This is a genomic window from Halobacteriovorax sp. CON-3 (assembly GCF_043196995.1).
GTDB lineage: Bacteria > Bdellovibrionota > Bacteriovoracia > Bacteriovoracales > Bacteriovoracaceae > Halobacteriovorax_A.
In genome coordinates this window covers 1457376-1473124 of the sequence record NZ_JBEBNA010000001.1, presented here as the reverse complement: position 1 = coordinate 1473124, position 15749 = coordinate 1457376, and the positions used below count along the sequence as shown (strand labels likewise).

Genomic DNA, 15749 nt, shown 5'->3' with positions numbered 1-15749 from the left:
ATTCCTTCTATGTGTCTGATCGGTTTTATCTAATAAAATTTAAAGTTGAACGAACATTTCTTTTGATAGACTCAATTTTTTCCTCTTCAGAGAAGTTGCAGACCTTTTCTTTCATGAGTTTTATAAAAGAAGACTGGGCAACAAGAGAAATAATAATGATATTATGCATGATATTTCTGGCGGCCCAAATAAGCTTCTCTTCATCACCAGTGTAATCAATTTCTTTCTGAATGAGCTCCATTAAAACATGCGTCCCAGGAGGGCCCATTGGTTCCTCAAGACACGTTGGAGGCATAATTGCTTCATCGAGCGGTAGTGTATTCATAAGAAAGAGTTTCATGGAATTAAAGAAGGTATTACTTTCATCCATGAAGTACTTGTAGATTTCAATGGCCAGGTCTTCTGTTGAAGTAATCTTACCTTTAATCTCGTCTAACTTTTCACGCATACGTAAAACATTTTCATTTAATACTTCTGCATAAAGCCCGGCCTTCGACTTAAAGTGGTAATTGATGGCCGAAACATTCGCATCTGCTTCCTTGGCGATGTCACGAATTGAGGTATTATCATAACCGCGGTCGGCAAATAGCCGACTCGCAGTTGCTAATATTAAATCTCTTGTTGTTTTGCTCATTATGCTTCTACCTCTTTCGTTTCCACGATCTCAGTAGGTGCTTCATCTTCATTATTTGAAGCACTAGCAGCATCTCTTTTAAAAATTTTATTTGCAATCTTATCTGTGAACTCAACGAAATCCTCGATAATCGCATAGGCACAAGGAATAAAGATCAGAGTCATTATTGTCCCTGATGTAAGGCCCCAGGCCATCGACATTGTCATTGGAACAAGCATGGCATCTGATCCACCAATTCCGTAAGCAGTAGGTAGAAGTCCTGATACTGTTGTAAGAGATGTTACAAGTACGGCTCTTAGCCTTAGTCCTGAAGCTTTTACAAGGATCTCATTTAAACTAAGTTTCCCTTCTGCTCTAAGCTCATCAATGAAGCTGATAAGGACAATACCAGAGTTTACGATGATACCAGCTAGACCAATAATCCCAATTAGGGCAAGGAAGCTGATCGGACGTGAACGATCTGGATAACCACTTAGAATCGGTGTTGCAAAGGCAATTGAGAAACCGATGAATCCAAGAGGAATTGTCATCATAATAATCATTGGACGTAGAAAACTCTTAAATAGGAATACGAGAATTGCAAAGATTGCAATAACCGCTAGGACCCCTGCTTGTGCTAGTGATTCAAGAGACTCTTTCGTACTCTCTGCTGCCCCACCAAAACGAAGTGAAACACCTGGGTACTTAGAAGATACCTTGTCAAAGATTTGCTTAAGCTTAAAGTTGGCCATGGCAGATGTAGCGTTAATATTATCAACAGAACCAATTAATGTTTTAGACCTTTTGAAGTCATAACGTTTTACATTTGGTGTCCCATTTTCTTTACGAATCTTAGCAAGTGACTTCAATGGAATAAGGTTTCCACGATTATCCATGACTTGAATATTAAGGATATCATTTGGCTTTCCTCTTAGTGCTTTCTTAAAACGCACTTCTAGGTCAACGTCCTTATTATCTAGTGTCACTGTACTTGCAATACTACCTGCAATAGCTGCCCTAATGGCCGTACCAATTTGTGATGCTGAAACACCTAATTGATCTGCACGAACGTAGTCGATATCAACGTAAACTTCTTCGTCTCCATAAACATCGTCTGTCTTAAGATCGAGAATACCATCGATCTTTCCAAGCTCTGCTGAAATCTCTCCGATAATAGCATCAAGCTGCTCAAAGCTATTTGCTCTAAAAGTACCTTGAATATCTTCACCAACAGGCGGGCCGTTAACTTGAGATTCGAATGTTAACGACTTAAGCTCTGGGATTTTAATCTCACGTAGCTTCTTAAGCATTTGCGTTTCAGCAATATTAAACTTAGCGTAATCGTTTACGTAAATGAATAGAAGGCCAACGTTATTACCTTCTTTGTCTTTAGGGTCAGAGAAACCAATGGCAGCCTTTCCGGCAAATCCTACGATATGCTTAGCTTGGTCTCCAATCTTTTCTTTGATCTTGCGACTTACTTCAAGCATATACTCTTCTGTCATCTCAACTGGTGTTCCTCTCTTTGCTTCAAAACGAGAAAGATAGATTTCTGTTTGGTCAGCTGGGAAGAGGATGAACTTATTACCAACGGCCATGAAAACAAGAGAACCAATGATAATACTTGTGAAGAAAAATGCAGAGATATAACGATGTCTAATCGCAACTCTCATAAGAGATTCAAACTTCGTTTGAAATTTTGTAAACCAATCGGCCTTCTTCTCTGCTCCAGTTTTCTTCGCTGAACCTGAGTACTTTGCAAGTCTCATTGGTAATAGGAAGAATGATTCAACTAGAGAAAGAATAAGGGACATTGTCACAATAATAGGAATGGCCATGATGAATTGCCCCATGATTCCTTTTGTTACAAGCATCGGAATAAAGGCCGCAATTGTCGTCATTGCCGTACCAGTAATTGGAAGCCACAGAGACTTAACACTTGAAAGGGCAGCTTCTTTTGCACTATATCCTTCTTCATTCATTAGACGTGTGAAGTTCTCACTGATAACAACACTATTATCAACAAGCATACCTAGCGCAATTACAAGAGCTAGAACAGTCATGGCATTCAGTGTAAGTCCATAGTCTGGCATGAAACCAAGTGTTCCAAATACTGCAAGTGGTAGCGACATACTAGCAAGTAGTCCAATACGTCCTGGTAGGAAGATGAATAAGAAGAAAATAACAAGAAGTAGTCCTGATACAGCGTTTGAAGCTAGGACTTCTAGTTTGTTAACAACTTTAAGTTCTTCGTTATTGTAGACGTAGAATTTATACTCTGGATAACGTTTTTCAAACTTCTCCATGTGAGCTTTAATCTCTTCAACCATGGCAATAGTGTCTTCACCTGATTTTTTTGAGATCGTAATGAGTGTTGCTTCTTCACCATTATATGATGTGATGACTTTCTTCTCTTCTTTCCCATCAATTACTTGAGCAACGTCTTCTAGGAAGATATTAGCTCCTGAAAAGTTTGAACGGATTAGAATATTTTTAAGTTCTTGAACATCTCTAACTTTCGCTTCAATACGAACAAGCTTTTGATCATCAACAGTTTTTAAAGTTCCACCAGGAACGTTTACATTTCTAAGGCGTAGCTTATTTAATACCTCGTCAATACCAATATGCTGTCTTTCAAGTTTTTGTAAATCGAGAATAATCTCAAATTTTCTCTTAGCAAAACCATCAAGAGTAACACCTTTTACGGCCTTAATGTCTTCAATATCTTCTTTTAAGATATCTGCAACTTCATCTCTTTCACGAATCGTATTAGGGCCAACTAGTGCAATTTGATATACTGGAATTTCATCCGAGTTAATCTCTTGGAAAAGTGGAGCATCTTGAAGGTCTTGTGGAAGATCTGATACTCGGTCAACTGCTTTTTGAAGATCACTCATAACATCATCAACACTGTCGACATTATCCATATCGACACGAATGATAATTTTTGAAAGCCCTGCTTGTGAAGTTGACTTAACATCTTTCACACCTGAAACAGTTCTAATTTCATCTTCTATTGGCTTGGTAATTTTAATCTCGATATCATTTGCCGAAGCACCGTCGTATACAGTTGTTACAACAGCTGTTGCAAATGAAACGGTAGGGTATGACTCAGACGTCATTTTATTAAGTCCCATTAATCCATAGATTAAAAGGAAAAACGTTACAACAATTGTAAACTTATGATTCTCTATAAAGAATTTCGATAATTGATTCATAGTTTCGCTCTTCTATTTAACTTACACGGTGTTTGGTTAAAAACTGTGAAGTAATTAATAATAGTTTCTATTACTTGATACTTTGTGCTGATTTCATCAAGATTTGAGTTTAGAAGCTGGTTCTCATCAATAAGTAGGTCTTGTGACGTCACACGTGCTTGTTTAAACTTTCTCTTTGAATCTTTTAAAGTATCTCTTAAATGAACTTCGTTTCTCTTTTGTGCTCTAATAACATTTTGTAGAGTTAGTACTGATCTAAGAGTTTGGGCATGGAAGGCATCAAGCTTACCTTTTACTTCTTGAGCTTGTGCAAGATTTTGACGTTTGATGATCTGGTCTTGGATCTCTCTAGTCTTATCTTTTTCTCCACCAATCGGCATTGTCCATTGAATACCAACTGAGAAGCGATTGTCTCCATTATCAGTCAGCTCTTGGAAGCTGTTTGAATAGCTATACTCTTTTCCAACAACTTCGAATTGAGTTGTTAGTTTTAGATCCGACTTATCATAGTTATTATTAACTTTTTGAGAAAGCTCTAAGTCTTTTTGAAGAAGTCCTAATACTTCATCATATTCTGTGTACTCAAGTGGTAGTGATGATGAGTGTTGTGCAATTGTTTGTGTGCATCCCATTACATCATCAACTGTACGATCGAGGTTATACGCTGCTAGTTGAACAGTTTTTCCACCAAGCTTTTGTGGGAACAGAGACTTTAGTGTTTTTAAAAGCTCATTTCTTTCAAATTCTAAAAGATAAAGCTGCCCATTTCTGGCCTCTACTTGAGAGCTAATACGTGAAAGATCACCCTTGTCTGCAATATTGCTGCGGTAACGCTTTCTTGTATCTTTTTGTAGCTCCTTTGTTGTTTTTAAAAGGGCCTTGGCAATCTTAGTCGATTCATTATTAGCAACGATCTTCCAATATAGCTTTCTTACTTCTTGAACAAAGGCATGAGAAGAAATAGTTCTTTGTCTCTTAGCAATTTCTTCTTGCACCATAAGGCTTGCATCCTGTGCTCTTGAAGTCGAACCAAGGAAGTCTTTGTAGATATCTAGAGCTAGAAAGGCTCCAGCAGAAGAAGTCGTTCCATCCTTAACGAAATTATTTGAGTACTGGTTTGAATTAACCATGACTCCGTAAGAAAGTCCGTATTTAGAATTCTTACTTAATTTCATTTGGAAGTCTGCTAGAGGGGAGGTTACAGGAATGAATTGTGCAAAAGATTTCTCTTTGGTTTCTTGGTAATTAGCTTGAGCATCTAATTTGAAACCAAAGTTTTCATCATACATTGCTCTTTCTTGTTTCTTAGCAAGCTCCTCTAAAGAGATTCTTAACTGGTTAAAGTTTTCTTCCTCGGCCCACTGAATGAGTTGATCTTCATTGAGCATGACGGGAAGAGAATTGGCCCAACTATACGAAGTGCCAGTGATTAGTACCATGAGGACAGAGAATTTAAGTCCGTGGCGTAAGTACTTGTTCATAATTAAATTACTCCCTTATATGTTCAAACGATTGTTTGATTCAAACGCTTGTTTGAAATTTACTACAGTTTGGTTTATGTGCCAAACATTTTTATGGCCGAACGGTTTCTCTTTATAAATGAACATTGTTGCCTATCGCCAAGATATAGTTTGAGAGTGAGATATAATGGTATTTGAGAGTAAGCCGTGACCGGAGGTCGAGCTGAATTATCCACAAAGAGCACTTGAAACTTTTAAGAAATACTCACAACTAAATGAGTTTAGAGAGTTGTATCTTGCTCTCTACAATCGTCTTCAGAAAAGGGCAAATCCTGTTGAAAGGGCCCAACTATCTCATGAACTAGTTGATCAATTTACTAATGAAGCTAAGTCAGATCCTACTGCTGAATCCATGATTTCATGTCGCAAAGGGTGTTCGGCCTGCTGCCATACTCAGGTGTCGGTAAATCAAGACGAGGCGGAACTTTTGGCAACTCGTATATTAGAAGATGGAATAAGGATTGATATCGATTCATTGGCAACACAATTTGCTGCTGGTAATGATTCTGCTGCATGGTTTGCAATTCCATATGAACAAAGAGGCTGTGTCTTCTTAGATGATAAGGGTGCATGTCGAGTTTATTCTGACCGTCCAAGTGTTTGTCGTTCAAATTATGTCATAAGTGATGCCAGACATTGTGATACGTCAAATGGTGAGTACAAGACCATTAGGATATTAAAAACAAGTAAGGCCGACTTTGTGACAATAGCCGCCTTTAATCTAAGCTCAAAAGGTGGGGCATTACCTTTAATGCTTGTCGAGTCTCTAAATAAATTTGGGGAACAAAAATTATCTAAATCAATGAAGAAGAACTTCAAAAAGAATAGCTTTAAAAGGCTAAAAGAGCTTTTCATTAGTGGTGCGATGTAATAAAAATACTTCATGCACTGTCCATTATGTCATAGTAACTCAATTCATCTGTATGCCAATACATTAGGTAGTGACTACTTTGAATGTAAGAACTGCTCTTATGTTTTTAAGGATCGCACTAAACTACTTTCAAGTGATATTGAAAAATCTCGCTATGATACTCATGAGAATAATAGTGAAGATCAGGGTTACGTTGATTTCTTAAATCGACTTATTTTACCGTTGAGTGAAAGACTATCTGAAAATAGTTATGGCCTAGATTTTGGTTGTGGCCCAGGGCCTACAATTTCTAAAGAAATGAAGAAGCGTGGTCATCATGTTGAAGACTACGATATTTATTACGCCAACAAACCTGAGTTATTAGAAAAGCAGTACGACTTTGTTACTTCAACAGAAGTTTGGGAACATTTCTACGAACCAGCAAAAGATATTAAGAAGTGCTGGGATCTCGTGAAACCTGGTGGACACCTCGGAGTGATGACTTACTTTATCCCTGAAGATAAAGAGAAGTTTTCAAACTGGTGGTATCTGCGTGATGAGACTCATGTAGGTTTTTACAACGAAGCAGTCTTTAGCTATATTGCTAAGGAACTAGGGGCGAGCTTAGAGATCTTGAGTCGCCAAGTTGTTATTTTAAAAAAGGATTTATCATGAAAATTTACGGAATTAAAAATTGTGATACTGTAAAAAAAGCTCTTAAGTACCTTGAAGCAAAAGGTGCAACTTATGAGTTCATTGATTATAAGAAAACACCTCCAACAAAAGATGATCTAAAGAGATGGGATGAGGCGTTTGGTGAGCTTCCTGCAAATAAGCGCGGTCCAACTTTTAGAAAGATTAAAGAAGAATTTGAAGGTGCTACAAAAGCAAAACAAATTTCTCTTTTAATTGAAAACTCATCTGCAATCAAAAGACCTATTCTTGAAAAAGGTAAGAAAACTCTTAGAGGATTCACACAAGAAGAGTGGGATCAGTTATTCTAATTTATGCTTAAAGATTTAAAAGATACAAATTCATATCGCATAAAGTGTATGGGCTGCTCTAGGCCCAAAACACTTTGTGTATGCAGCCTAATTAAGACTTCTCAAATTCGCTCAAAGATTGTGATTCTGATTCATCCAATGGAAGCGAAGAAAGAGAAACTCGGAACAGGTCGAATTACTCATACTGGATTAGCAAATAGTGAATTAATCATGGGAATTGATTTTACTAATGATAAGAAGGTAAATGATCTTTTAAATGATGAAAGATACTATCCAATGGTTCTTTACCCAGGTGAAGACGCACTTAATATTTCTGCACCTTCAAGTGACGAAGTGGAATTACTAAAGAATAAAGTCCCTTTGATTTTTGTCATTGATGGAACTTGGCCGTGTGCTAAGAAGATGATGAAGTTATCGACAAATATTAACGAACTTCCTCGAATTTCATTTTCATCTGACAAGGAATCAGCGTTTCTCATTAAGCACCAACCCCATAAGCAGGCCCTTTCAACTGTTGAGTCTGTTCATGTGTTAATCAAAGAACTCGGGAAATATGGAGTTGAAGATCTCGATGGTAATGAAGATTCGATGATTGATGCGTTCAAGGCCATGGTTCAAAAACAAATCGATATCGCCTCAGATCCCAATGTTCCGACATATCGTGGACGAAAAATGGATAAGCAGAGAGTCGCTCTGGTAAGAGAGAAGAAAAACCGCTCTTTTATTCTCAAATAACCCATTTTTTTGGCATCAATAGATATAGCTAAGTGTTTAATATTAAAGAGAATGCACTTAAGTTCCGGCTTTTTTAGGAACTCTTAAGGCCCTATAATAAAATATAAATTATTAAAGAGGGATTCTTATGAGAAGCTTAAACGTACTCAATAAATTATTAACGGCGACCATCATCTTCACGATGATCAACCTCAATATTGCCATCAATATCGAGCAGGCGCGTTTTAATATCACAGGCCAGCAGGCCATGGCACAAAGTACACTTCCTAAAGAAGATCGTTCGATGTCAGGGGATGGGTCATTCAAGTTAAAGAATGCTCAAGAATCTGATAGCGATAGTATGGCCCGTAAGCGTCAGCAAAATAGTGGGACCTACACTAAGGAAGAAGGTGGAGGGGGACTACTTGGAATCTTCAGTAATCAACTTTTTGCACCTCTTATTATGCTTACAATCGCTTTCTTAGTTGCAAAGATCTGGCTTTTCTTTAAACCAAGTAAGCCTTATGACGTATATGCAGCAGCTCTAGGTGCAGGTATCTTATTACTAAATGAAGTGATGAGTGCCTTTAAGCAAAACGAGTCACTTAAAGATCGTAAGGATCGAATTGAATATGAAGGTCTTGATGAAGACGGGCAAATTGATGTTTCTCAAAAGCAGATGCTTGAAGAAGAAAAAGCTGCTCTAGAAGAAATTAAAGGAACGGCCGAAGATAAGTCAAAATATCAAAAGGCAGCTGCCGCGGCATTTGCTGTAGCTTCTGGGATCGCATTTGTTCAAGGCAATGGCGAGCAAATTCAGGCACAAGCATGTGCTGCGGCCGTAAACGCTAGAGCGAAAACAATTATGGCCCTAGAAGGTGGTGCAGCCGCGTGTTTCAATTCAACGGCGGCAGGTGCTAAAGCTCCAATGGTAGCATGTGAGGCTACTGCAGTAACAACCGAAAGTATTGAGGCTTTAAAATTACAGCCAGGAGAATCAGCTACTCAATATACTCTCTTAACGGAGCTGATTACGACGAAAGAATCAAGTAAACAAACATGTACTTTAGGTGGAGATACTTACGCCGCTACTCAAATAAAAGAGTGTGAAGCTAAGATTAAGGCTACTGCTAAAGCAGCCGCTGCAACAGGGCCTGGCGCCGCAGCTGCTGCAGCACTTCTTGTTAAGTTAAAAGCTGCCTATGCAACAATTCAAACAGCTAATGGAGCACTTGTTGGTACGAAGGCAACTCTTGAGTCTGCATGTTTAATGCATACAAAAGAAACAGTAAAAAATTCAGGTCAATCGAAAGGGATTGATAAGGTATCAGAAATAAAACCAAGTACTAAAGCTGGTTTCTATGCATCGATTCTTAAACTGCTTATTAATAAAGCTCACGCTGGTTATGGAAGCCTTATAGGGGCCCTTGGTGGATTGATTGCTGCTTATAAACTACCTGTTGGAACAGCAATGGATACGTTTATGCTTTCAAGTATGAAAAGAGGAACTCTATGGCTTGCAATGAGTGGGACTTCTTTAGCTTCATCGAAAGCAATGGATAAGGAAGCAGATGCAATTCAAAAAAATATCGATAAGATTGATGCAATTTTAGCGAAGTTTAGATCTGCTGATTCTGTAACAAGTGCCCAAGCAAAAACAATGCAGAAGAAGACGACAATGTTAAGTGCTTATACGCCTCAACAAATTGGTGAGAAGTTTGAGTGTATTGGTGGCCTTCCTAAGATTGCGACAAATAATGGTTCTAAAGCGTGTCCAAATGCGAAGAAGTATATTGTAAGTGGAACTGATAAATTAAACGCTGCTGGATTTAAGATGCCAGATAGTTTAGTGGGATCACTTGTTAATGCAGCTAATGGTATTCAAGATACAACTTCTGTTTCACCTACAACGCAAGAGGCATTCGATGCTCTTGGTTCATCTGCTAATGCTCTTAATAAGAAAGCAAATGCTGTTATGAAGAAAACACTTGAGCGCGCACAAAAGGCAAATAAGAAGAAACCTGTAGCTAAGAGTTTACTTGCTTCATTTGGTAGGAAGTTTGGAAACTTAAACAAGAGAGCTGGTGGTTCAAGTGGACTTATGTCAGCTCTGCCATATCTTTCTCAACCAAATCAAGGTTCAAGCTTTGATGAGAATGAAGATGAAGAGGAATTACAAGATGGCCTAGCTGTTGATGCTAAAGGTGGAGAAGGTCTTGATGCAGCTGGTGCTGCTAAGAATGGTGGATTTAAGTTTGACTTTGGTGAGAGTGGTGCTGATCAATACGCGCTTCAAAAGAATTCAGAATTTGCAGCAAATGAGGATGCGATTGCTGCTATGGATGAAGACGGCGAAGGTGAGATTATTGAAGATTCAAATGTTGATATTTGGAAAGCAATCTCTGTTCGTTATAAGAAAACAGCTTACGATAGATTATTAAAACGAATTGAATAAGGATTTTAAAAAGGTCGACTACAGGTCGATCTTTTTGATTCGCTTATCTATACCAAGATTCTTCTTACGATATTCTTCACCGAATCTCTTTGGACAATCAACTTCCTGATAAGAAAATAATTTTGTATCTTTGAAAAAGTAGTGTGGTTTCTTACCTTGGTAAAACCATTGGGAGTGAGACCACGAGCTTACCTTGATCTCTGGCTCTTTGCTCTTTTGATTTATTGTCACGTCATCAACTCTGTAGATTGAACTTGGGGAACGGTTTGTCCCGGCATAGCGATTATCTACTTCCTTCACACATGTATCCACATCATATGCTACGTGATAGCTAGGTGAGCACGAGGCCAGGAAGGAAATTGAAAGTAGCGCTAGAGTGATTCGTTTCATGTCCTACTTATCGTCAGCTCATGAAAATTCCTTTAACTGTCAAAGTTTTATTTAAGTAAATTAAATAGTTTAGACGATTAAATTAATTTAAATATCTTAAAAATAGACCTAAGGCTAAATAAAATGCGAAGTGAAAACCAAGGGATAGAAGGTAGCCACGATAGAAATAAGAAATGAGGTAAGCAAAGAGCAGTCCTCCTGCAATTGATGGCAGGATGAAGTAAAGGGCATTCATTCCAAAAATATAAAATAGAGGAAAGTGAATGATAGCGAAAAAAATCCCAAAGTATTTCACACTATCTCTTCGGTTATAAATTTTCAGATAGTGTTCAATTAGAATATTAATTAGTAGCTGTTGAAAGATAATATCCGCAGACTTCGAAATAAAAACATTCCAATTAAAAAGTGGAAAGAGAATTTCTGAATTAATAATTTCAAATCTCTTAATCAATGAAATAGGAAATAAGTAATTAATTGAAACGGCCATTGCTAAAAAGGTGATACACACAGCCAAGTAAGACCTTATATGCTCTTTAGATATTTTTATTGAACTTGTGATGTAATTAAAGATCAGAGCACTGGCAATGAAGAAAGCTGATGTCGGGGCCCAGCCTGAATTATAATCAATTCCATAAGGCTTAAACACAAGGTTTATAATACCCATGATAAGCATCCAGAAGCTGCCCACGATAATTGTAAATTTAAGAGATTGTTGTTTCATAGAAAGTCGTTGAGAAAATGGCGCACTCGTCAGGATTCGAACCTGAGACCGTCCGCTTAGAAGGCGGATGCTCTATCCAGCTGAGCTACGAGTGCGTACTTGGACTTTGTGTTCAGTTAAAATAATGGCACACGCCACATTTGTCAATATAAGATGTAAAAATGTTGAAGAGATGGTAAAGTTTATAGAAAGTTTACACAGTGGAATTCTATGTCAGATAACGTACTAAAAGCTAAAATTATTCGCTCGCACCAACGCGACTTCGATTGCCTCATCGACGAAACTAAAGAAGTAGTCAAGGCCACGGCGCTTGGGAATCTTCTTAAGAAGGGGGAAACTCTGGTCGTTGGCGATAATGTTTATTTAGATACGATAGCTGAAACAGGCGAATTTATCATCAAGGAGGCCATGCCTCGTCACAATGAAATCTTTCGAATTCTAGTGAGAACTTCAAAACGCAAGGTAACGGCCGCTAATTGTGACTACCTTGTGATTCTCTCGAGTGCTGCAAGGCCTAGGTTTAAGCGTGGGATTATTGATCGCTTTCTTGTGCGTGCCTTCCAGTGGGGAGTGGAGCCCATTGTTGTTTTCAATAAAATGGATCAATACGATCCTGATGAATTTGATATTCAATACGAAGTTCTACGCCTTAAAGAGCTAGGGGTTAAGTATTTTGAGATCTGCGCTCTGGATAAATATTACGAGACTCAATACCTAAAGGGTGGAATGAGTGAGTTCAGAGAGGCCCTTAAGGGGAAGACAGCTCTTTTCGTTGGCCAGTCTGGGGTAGGAAAGTCGCAAACGATTTCATGTCTCTCAGAGGGAGAAGTCGAGCTTAAGACGAAGCAGGTTGGAAAAGTAGGTAAAGGTTCACATACGACAACTTGGTCAGAAATTGTCGATCTTGGTGACTTCTATCTTATTGATTCTCCAGGAATTCGTTCGTTCTCTCTTGATGATATTGATCCAGACGACTTGTTGGAGCTTTTTCCTGATCTTGAAGAGATTGCTCGCCACTGCCAATTTTCAAATTGTAACCACGAGCCAGAGAACCGAGGTTGTGCCTTCTATTCTGAGGAATACGATCCAGAGACTGAAGAGGGGCTCATGGTTCACTCAAGGCTTGAAAGCTATCAGCTTATTCACTCTGAAATTTCTTCGACGCCATTTTGGCAGAAAAAGAAGAAATACCGCTAAGTGTTCAATTTTATTTAGTTTTTAACATTTGGACCTTCTTGCCTAGCGCGAGATTTATCTCTTATTTACCTCATGATTTCTGCTCTTTTGACGATAAGTCAGACAGCTAAAATATCTGTAATAAGGGGTAATAATGTCTGATAACAAAGTAATTAACTTCCAAGCAAAGAGAGAAGAGAATATCGAGAAGAAGCGTAGAAGCTTTGAGCGTATTTGCTTTAATAACTTTATGGGAGCTTACTCGGTAATTGAGTCAGATGGATATTCTTATGCAATCAATATGGTTGATATCTCTCACGATGGACTATCATTTAATGTTCCGTGGACAGATAAGACAGATGCAAAGCTTAAGGAAGGGGATGAGCTAAAGCTTAAATTCTACTTCACAAAAGGATCATATATCCCTGTTATCGTTAATATTCGTCACAGTGCACTAGTTGAAGGTGCCGACGGTGTCACTTATATGCAATATGGTTGTGAGTTCGATAAGTCGATGCACTCATTCAAGGCCATGGAGCAATTTATCAACTTCATTTATACATTCTCTGAGTACTCAGTAGTGGATAATGGAGAGATGAAATCTCTTTTTATTTAATGGTATCTAATTGTCATTAAGCCTTTAAGCTTATAAGATCGGGCCATGAAAATCGCGATTTTAGGTAGTGATAAGCAGGCCCTTGCCGCTTATCGTTTTTTTGAAGACTTAGGTGTCCACGTTAAGATTATTGGTCAAATTCCAAGTGAATCCCTTGAGGGATTTCGAGAAATTGCCCATCGTAATGTGGAGGTAATTCGTGTTCATAAACGCTTCCTTGCACCATCTTCTGTTTTAGAAAATCGCTCTCGCGTGGCCGATACTTTTCGTGTTGTGTTTAAGGTAGATGCAACACCTGAAATTGAGCGCCAAAAACTAGAGAACCCTGAGATCTTTGAAAAGCTTGGTAAGGATGTTCTTGATTCCCTTAAGAATTCAATTGAGTCTTTTGAGGACTTTGACTTCATTTGCTATTCAAACGAATTAACGATGGCAAACCCAATGGGTGCCGCTCAAGTTCATGCTTTAAATGAACTTGCTCTTGCTGATGATGAAAGAATCACTTATCACAGTGAGCACGAAGCATCTCTTTCTGCTATTAAGGCCGCGAGAAACCTGTGCTTAGTAGGAACAGGAGTTGAAAACCTTAAGCTTCTAAGTTTAATAAAAGAAGACTATCTTGAAGATCTAACTAAGACCCTACAGATTATCACTTCTGAAGAAGTTCCATTTGGAAACCTAACTTCAGCACAAGTTAAAGAATATAAAGATGAAATTTCTCAATTTAGTGACCTTTTAGCGAAGGATCGCCAGCAATTTGACGATGAGAAAAGAGAATTCGAAGAAAAGATTATGCAGTGGAGAGCTCTTGAGCCACATATTAAGGCAAAGACTCCGACGCCTGCTGAGCCGAAGCCAAGGCTTATGATTTATAACAGCGCTGTTGTTTCATCTGTCGATAAGCTCTTAGATCGTAAAGGTTTATTTGTAACGATCGAGGGAAGTGATCTACTGGGTGGTGCTGAACAGCTTAAAACTCTTGCCTGCGACCGTATTTGCGTCGATCAAGGCGTGAGTGTTGAGTCTAGTAAGGTAAAAGGTCTAACGAGTGATGAAGAGGGATTCTATTCTCTTCATGAGATGGCGTTAGAAGAAATTAAAGAAAATATGTTAAAATATTTTTCTAAGCAATAATTGAAAACTAGGTTTTATATTGAGACTACTTTATATCGTATTCATATTAGCACTTCTTTCTTGTACGACGGCCGTTGATCGCGAGTACAAAAGAGTGCAAACAGATGAGTACTACCGCGATTCTGGTGCCGCTGTTTATATGCTTCCAATTCTTCCTGAGTGGAGAAATTTCTCAGGTGAAGGGCAGTGTAAACGCACAAGTGACATGAGGTATTTGAATATTTTAAACCTTATGGATAGCTTCTCAATTGATCACCAAAGTGCTTCTCAAATTCAATTTGCTTTTAATCGCTTGTACTTAGAGCGTGCTCAAAATATGGAGAGAAGTCCAACTTTAAAAGAAGTTGAGCAAATCTTCTTTAGTGCTAACGACTTTGTTACCGCCACTGGTGGTTATTTAAAACAACCAAAGTTTTCGCAAGTTAATATCATTTGGTTTGATAGCTACCGCGATAATATGGCCCAACTGAAGAAACTCATGTCTTCACAATCAATGCTAGAAGGAAGGCCTGTATTTGTTTCTCTATGTCTTAAAGACAATGAAGTAAAAGCTGCGCTTAAAGAGGCCAGTGTTAATTTTGAAGGTGCTTACTTTGTCGACTATCGCTATTTAACTTATTATACACCTAAAGGAGAGTTGTCTTCAGAAGAGAATTTCTACTTAGATCAATATCTAAGCTCAGGTGTAAAAAGACGTCGTGTCTATTCTCATAAAAAACGCCCAGACTTTATAAAGGGACGCTTTAAATATATCAATTATTAAGGAGTAATTATGTTCGGTTTTGGAACTAAGAAAGATGCCCACAAAGAGGATCTAGATCGCCTATACGCAAACTTTGAAACAAATATGGGGAATTTCAAAGTAGAACTTTATGCAAAAGAATGTCCAGAAACAGTATGGAATTTTGCCAACCTTATTGAAGGTAGACAAAAGACTCCAGCGAAAGAAGGGCCATACTACGATGGTTTAATTTTTCACAGAGTTATTGCTGGTTTTGTTATTCAAGGTGGATGCCCTGATGGAACAGGAATGGGTGGACCAGGTTATAAATTTGAAGATGAGTGTCGTCCAGATCTTCGTCACGACGGTGCAGGGATTCTTTCAATGGCAAATGCTGGGCCAGGAACAAATGGATCTCAATTCTTTATCACTCTTGGTGCAACACCACACTTAGATGGACGCCACACTGTTTTTGGTAAAGTTATTGAAGGTATGGATGTTGTTGAGAAGATCGGTGAAGTTCGCACTGGAATGCACGATCGTCCAATGCACGACATCGTTATGGAAAAAGTGACGATTGAAAGATAATTCGAAAGATAAGAAATAATCTAAAGTGG

At 38.3% G+C, this 15749-nt stretch carries 15 protein-coding genes and 1 tRNA gene; 10 read left to right on the top strand and 6 right to left on the bottom strand.

Annotated elements, in window-relative coordinates; genetic code table 11:
- Window positions 1-25: 25 nt before the first annotated feature.
- From ABMA72_RS06905 to ABMA72_RS06895, 3 genes are read right to left on the bottom strand one after another with little or no spacing between them, the layout of a single operon-like run.
- Window positions 26-634 carry a TetR/AcrR family transcriptional regulator gene (locus ABMA72_RS06905; protein ID WP_392857369.1) on the bottom strand — a complete coding sequence of 203 codons (609 nt, stop codon included), beginning with the start codon at window positions 632-634 and terminating at the stop codon, window positions 26-28.
- On the bottom strand, window positions 634-3831 hold the full coding sequence (locus ABMA72_RS06900; protein ID WP_393056629.1) for an efflux RND transporter permease subunit: 3198 nt from the start codon (window positions 3829-3831) through the stop codon (window positions 634-636). The genes ABMA72_RS06905 and ABMA72_RS06900 overlap by 1 nt, the downstream gene beginning before the upstream one ends.
- On the bottom strand, window positions 3828-5312 hold the full coding sequence (locus ABMA72_RS06895) for a TolC family protein (RefSeq protein WP_392857364.1): 1485 nt from the start codon (window positions 5310-5312) through the stop codon (window positions 3828-3830). The genes ABMA72_RS06900 and ABMA72_RS06895 overlap by 4 nt, the downstream gene beginning before the upstream one ends.
- A gap of 268 nt (window positions 5313-5580) precedes the next feature.
- On the opposite strand from ABMA72_RS06895, the gene ABMA72_RS06890 reads away from it, so the two are divergent.
- The 5 genes from ABMA72_RS06890 to ABMA72_RS06870 all read left to right on the top strand — a co-directional run bounded on the left by ABMA72_RS06890 (window position 5581) and on the right by ABMA72_RS06870 (window position 10374).
- Window positions 5581-6222 (top strand): YkgJ family cysteine cluster protein, encoded by a 642-nt coding sequence (locus tag ABMA72_RS06890; RefSeq protein WP_393056627.1) that lies wholly within the window; start codon window positions 5581-5583, stop codon window positions 6220-6222.
- A 12-nt stretch (window positions 6223-6234) separates the two neighbouring features.
- On the top strand, window positions 6235-6876 hold the full coding sequence (locus tag ABMA72_RS06885; protein WP_392857360.1) for a class I SAM-dependent methyltransferase: 642 nt from the start codon (window positions 6235-6237) through the stop codon (window positions 6874-6876).
- The gene (locus tag ABMA72_RS06880) at window positions 6873-7205 is read left to right on the top strand and encodes an arsenate reductase family protein (protein WP_392857359.1); all 333 of its coding nucleotides are present in this window, start codon (window positions 6873-6875) and stop codon (window positions 7203-7205) included. The genes ABMA72_RS06885 and ABMA72_RS06880 overlap by 4 nt, the downstream gene beginning before the upstream one ends.
- A 3-nt stretch (window positions 7206-7208) precedes the next feature.
- On the top strand, window positions 7209-7940 hold the full coding sequence (locus tag ABMA72_RS06875; RefSeq protein WP_392857356.1) for a tRNA-uridine aminocarboxypropyltransferase: 732 nt from the start codon (window positions 7209-7211) through the stop codon (window positions 7938-7940).
- Window positions 7941-8067: 127 nt separating this feature from the next.
- On the top strand, window positions 8068-10374 hold the full coding sequence (locus ABMA72_RS06870) for a hypothetical protein (RefSeq protein WP_393056625.1): 2307 nt from the start codon (window positions 8068-8070) through the stop codon (window positions 10372-10374).
- An 18-nt stretch (window positions 10375-10392) separates the two neighbouring features.
- Here the strand turns inward: ABMA72_RS06870 and ABMA72_RS06865 are convergent, their stop codons facing one another.
- The 3 genes from ABMA72_RS06865 to ABMA72_RS06855 form a co-directional block, all read right to left on the bottom strand.
- Window positions 10393-10764 carry a hypothetical protein gene (locus ABMA72_RS06865; protein ID WP_392857351.1) on the bottom strand — a complete coding sequence of 124 codons (372 nt, stop codon included), beginning with the start codon at window positions 10762-10764 and terminating at the stop codon, window positions 10393-10395.
- An 82-nt stretch (window positions 10765-10846) separates the two neighbouring features.
- Window positions 10847-11485 carry a hypothetical protein gene (locus ABMA72_RS06860; RefSeq protein WP_393056623.1) on the bottom strand — a complete coding sequence of 213 codons (639 nt, stop codon included), beginning with the start codon at window positions 11483-11485 and terminating at the stop codon, window positions 10847-10849.
- 18 nt (window positions 11486-11503) lie between these two features.
- Window positions 11504-11580 (bottom strand) — tRNA-Arg (locus ABMA72_RS06855).
- Window positions 11581-11695: 115 nt separating this feature from the next.
- Between ABMA72_RS06855 and rsgA the strand changes: the two genes are divergently transcribed.
- The 5 genes from rsgA (at window position 11696) to ABMA72_RS06830 (ending at window position 15720) form a co-directional block, all read left to right on the top strand.
- Window positions 11696-12682, top strand: coding sequence for a ribosome small subunit-dependent GTPase A (gene rsgA, locus ABMA72_RS06850; RefSeq protein ID WP_393056621.1), 987 nt, complete (start codon window positions 11696-11698; stop codon window positions 12680-12682).
- A gap of 133 nt (window positions 12683-12815) precedes the next feature.
- Window positions 12816-13277 carry a PilZ domain-containing protein gene (locus ABMA72_RS06845; protein ID WP_392857345.1) on the top strand — a complete coding sequence of 154 codons (462 nt, stop codon included), beginning with the start codon at window positions 12816-12818 and terminating at the stop codon, window positions 13275-13277.
- A 45-nt stretch (window positions 13278-13322) separates the two neighbouring features.
- Window positions 13323-14411, top strand: coding sequence for a hypothetical protein (locus ABMA72_RS06840; protein WP_392857342.1), 1089 nt, complete (start codon window positions 13323-13325; stop codon window positions 14409-14411).
- 19 nt (window positions 14412-14430) lie between these two features.
- Window positions 14431-15174: a hypothetical protein gene (locus ABMA72_RS06835; protein ID WP_392857340.1), complete on the top strand. Its 744-nt coding sequence runs from the start codon at window positions 14431-14433 to the stop codon at window positions 15172-15174.
- Between the two features lie 9 nt (window positions 15175-15183).
- Window positions 15184-15720 (top strand): peptidylprolyl isomerase, encoded by a 537-nt coding sequence (locus ABMA72_RS06830; RefSeq protein ID WP_392857338.1) that lies wholly within the window; start codon window positions 15184-15186, stop codon window positions 15718-15720.
- The last annotated feature ends 29 nt before the right edge of the window (window positions 15721-15749 follow it).